The organism is Mesorhizobium silamurunense, assembly GCF_014843825.1.
GTDB lineage: Bacteria > Pseudomonadota > Alphaproteobacteria > Rhizobiales > Rhizobiaceae > Mesorhizobium > Mesorhizobium silamurunense.
The window spans coordinates 1-2,817 of record NZ_JHQR01000153.1; the positions used below are offsets into that span (position 1 = coordinate 1).

Genomic DNA, 2,817 nt, shown 5'->3' on the forward strand with positions numbered 1-2,817 from the left:
AACTGTCACCCATCTCTCGGGAAGGGCACGACACCTTTTGGTGGTGTTATCCAAAACGGTCCGGGGACCGGAATGCAAGGATTTCAAGGACGGCAGGGCTTCGGCCCCACCGGCCCGCGATGTCCTGCGCCATCGGCTCGCGGCCAGGCCCGCGGTGACGATCAAGGCGCGGCAGTGCCAGCAAAGGAGCCTTCGGGCTCCGGCGCCCGCTTCGCCGCCCCTGCGATCCGCTCCCGAAGGCCCGTCGTGCGCGGATGCCACCGGTCTCCGGATCATTCGTGGCCGGAACTGAAAAGAGACGATGGAAACAAGCAACGAAAGGACGATCGACGCATGACGTGACGCCTCGCATGGGGCCATGCCCGACAGGAGTAAAGACAATGAAGATCATTCTCGAAAAGCTTCTTGGACGCCAGCGCGTCCTCGTGAAGGAAAATGAGCGTGCCGTCGCCCTCTACAAGGGCGAGATCCAGGCTGTCCTGATGCCGGGCGAGCACTGGCTCGCCAGCCGGCGCGGGAACCTGGAAGTGTCAAGGCACGACCTGAAGAATCCGGAATTCGTTTCGGCTTACGAGAAGGCATTGTTCGACAAGCTCCCGGATGTGGCCGCGCGTCATTTCACCGTCGTTCGCACCGGGCGCACCGACATTGCCGTCATCGAGCGCGACGGCGCCCTCCATGCCGTTCTCACTCCGGATCGCAAGCTCGTGCTGTGGACGGATGCCGGCCCGTGGAAGGTGACGTCCGTCGACACGGCGGCGGATCTCGCCGTCGATCCGGCCTTGATGCGCCGGATCGGCCAGGCCCGGAAGACGGAACACATGTTCCTGCATCCGGTCGTGGACGGCCAGGTCGGGCTGCTGTTCGTGGACGGCGTCTACACCCGCACGCTTGCGGCGGGCGTCCACGCCTTCTGGAATGTCGGGCGCATCGTCCAGGTGAAGGTCGTCGACCTCAAGCGGCAGTCGCTCGATGTCGCCGGGCAGGAGATGCTGACCAAGGATCGCGTGACGATCCGCGTCAACATCGCCGCCGAATACCGGGTCGTCGATCCGGTGACGGCGGTGAGCACGGTCAAGGACTTCTCCGAAGCCCTCTACCGCGCCCTGCAGTACGCCTTCCGCAAGACGCTTGGCGCGCTCACGCTCGACCAGATCCTCGACAAGAAGGTGATGGTCGACGATGAGGCGGCGGCCAAGGTGCGTGCCGACATGGCCGCGATCGGCCTCGAGGTCAGCGATATCGCGCTCAAGGATGTCATCCTGCCGGGCGATATGCGTGAAATCCTCAACCAGGTGGTTTCGGCCGAAAAGCAGGCCGAGGCCAACGTCATCCGCCGCCGCGAGGAGACGAACGCCACGCGTTCGCTGCTCAACACGGCCAAGGTGATGGCCGAGAACCCGGTGATGCTGCGGCTGAAGGAGCTCGAAGCTCTCGAGGCCATCGCCGGCAAGGTCGAGCGGCTGACCGTCCACAACGGAACGGGCGGGCTGCTGAACGACCTGGTCAAGCTCCGCGAGGGCTGATGCATGTCGCCCAAAAGTGGTTCCGGTTTTGGGACAGCGACATGCATCGAAACAGAGACTGACGTGACGTCAAATGGGAAGGGCCGCTAGTCATTCAGCGGCCCTTCTTGCGTCTAGAAAGCCGGCATCCCATCTGCGCCCGGCGTCTCAGGCCTTTTCCTGCCCGGAAAAACCGATTAGACAGCGCCCAAACAAGATGCGGACAGATTCCGCCCGCAACCGAAGGAAGAGCCCTTGTCCACCACGTTCGAGAAAGTCGCCAAGATCATTGCCGACACCAGCGAGATCGATATCGACACCATCACGCCCGAAAGCCACACCATCGACGATCTCGGCATCGACAGCCTCGATTTCCTCGACATCGTCTTTGCCATCGACAAGGAATTCGGCATCAAAGTGCCGCTGGAAAAGTGGACGCAGGAGGTCAATGACGGCAAGGCCTCGACCGACGACTACTTCGTCATGAAGAACCTGTGCGCCAAGATCGACGCGCTGGTCGCAGCCAAGGCCGCCTGAGGCGGCTCGGGCACGGTCTTGACGTGCCCGGTCACCTGACCCACAACAGCCGCCCCAACAACAGGCGCCCATGAGTTCTCACGACGTCGTCATCACCGGCATCGGCCTTGTCTCCTCGCTGGGAGAAGGACCGGACGCGCATTGGCAGAAGCTGACCCGACCGGGCGTCGAGCCGGTGCTCGATGCGACGCGCTTTGCGCCCTACACCATCCATCCGCTGCCCGAGATCGATAACCTGCAGATCGCCAAGCGCGGCGACCAGCGCCAGATGGAAACCTGGCAGAGGCTCGGCACCTATGTTGCCGGCCTGGCGCTGGACGACGCCGGCATCAAGGGCAATGACGAGCTCTGCGCCACCATGGACATGGTGGTGGCGGCCGGCGGCGGCGAGCGCGACGAGGCTGTCGACAGCGCGATCCTCGCCGCTTCCGAGAGCCGCAACGACCGCGACGTGCTGCTCAACGAGAAGCTGACCACGGAATTGCGGCCGACGCTGTTCCTGGCCCAGCTTTCCAACCTGCTCGCAGGCAATATCTCCATCGTTCACAAGGTCACCGGCTCGTCCCGCACCTTCATGGGCGAGGAAGGCGCCGGCGTCTCCGCCGTCGAGACGGCGGCCGCGCGCATCCGTTCCGGCCAGTCGACCCATGTGCTGGTCGGCGGCGCGTTCCAGACCGAACATTCCGACATGCTGCTCGGCTACGAGCTTGCCGGCTACCTGCACCGCGGCCCCTGGCGGCCGCTCTGGCAGCGGCAGGGCGCCGAAGGCGGCGGC

General features: G+C 64.2%; 3 protein-coding genes. All 3 read left to right on the forward strand.

Features of this window, described 5'->3' with window-relative positions; genetic code table 11:
• Nucleotides 1-380: 380 nt before the first annotated feature.
• Entirely contained in the window at nucleotides 381-1,526 is a 1,146-nt protein-coding gene (locus DH10_RS17395; protein WP_192253081.1) for a slipin family protein, read from the forward strand.
• A gap of 234 nt (nucleotides 1,527-1,760) precedes the next feature.
• Complete coding sequence (locus tag DH10_RS17400; protein WP_027167184.1) at nucleotides 1,761-2,042, forward strand: acyl carrier protein; 282 nt, start codon at nucleotides 1,761-1,763, stop codon at nucleotides 2,040-2,042.
• 70 nt (nucleotides 2,043-2,112) lie between these two features.
• Nucleotides 2,113-2,817 (forward strand): beta-ketoacyl-ACP synthase (locus DH10_RS17405; protein ID WP_192385095.1); only part of this gene is annotated, 705 nt, incomplete at its 3' end.

Coding starts and splice junctions, on each gene's coding strand:
- DH10_RS17395 (WP_192253081.1), top strand. CDS start 381: ATGAAGATCATTCTCGAAAAGCTTCTTGGACGCCAGCGCGTCCTCGTG.